The sequence below is a fragment of the Acidisphaera rubrifaciens HS-AP3 genome, from assembly GCF_000964365.1.
GTDB lineage: Bacteria > Pseudomonadota > Alphaproteobacteria > Acetobacterales > Acetobacteraceae > Acidisphaera > Acidisphaera rubrifaciens.
In genome coordinates this window covers 1-422 of the sequence record NZ_BANB01000605.1, presented here as the reverse complement: position 1 = coordinate 422, position 422 = coordinate 1, and the positions used below count along the sequence as shown (strand labels likewise).

Here is a 422-nt window from a genome sequence, read left to right as displayed (position 1 = left end):
CTGAATGTCAATGATTGGGCGGCGGGCCATGCGTTAGTTGTGGCGTTCGGTGTAGAACTTGCGCACGTACTGCGCAGGCGGCTTGATGTTGTGCACAAAAGAACGCCCGCCATGATAACGCGTGATGCGGTGCCCCTCGGGGGTTACCTCCGTCATAGGCAGGATTGTGCCCTCCACGATGAAGTCACTCATGTCCTTCGCGGCGGCAATCGCGTCGGCGTAAATCTTATCCTCGATGATACCAAATGCCACCGGAACGTTGATCGTGTGAATGTCGAGCTTGGCCGCGTCCTTCGAGTAACTTTGGAACCCCAGAAGCAGCCGGCCGCGATACGTCTGCACGGACTCGCCAACCATCGGCGCGGGCGCACGCTTGCCGAAATGCTGAGCGACCTGATCGGCTCGCGACTGCGCCGCCGCGT

Annotated in this window: 1 protein-coding gene; it reads right to left on the bottom strand. The window is 60.0% G+C overall.

Annotated elements, in window-relative coordinates:
* Positions 1-33: 33 nt before the first annotated feature.
* Positions 34-422, bottom strand: a 389-nt coding sequence (locus B8460_RS22155; protein WP_048862467.1) for a hypothetical protein, incomplete at its 5' end; no start/stop codon positions are given.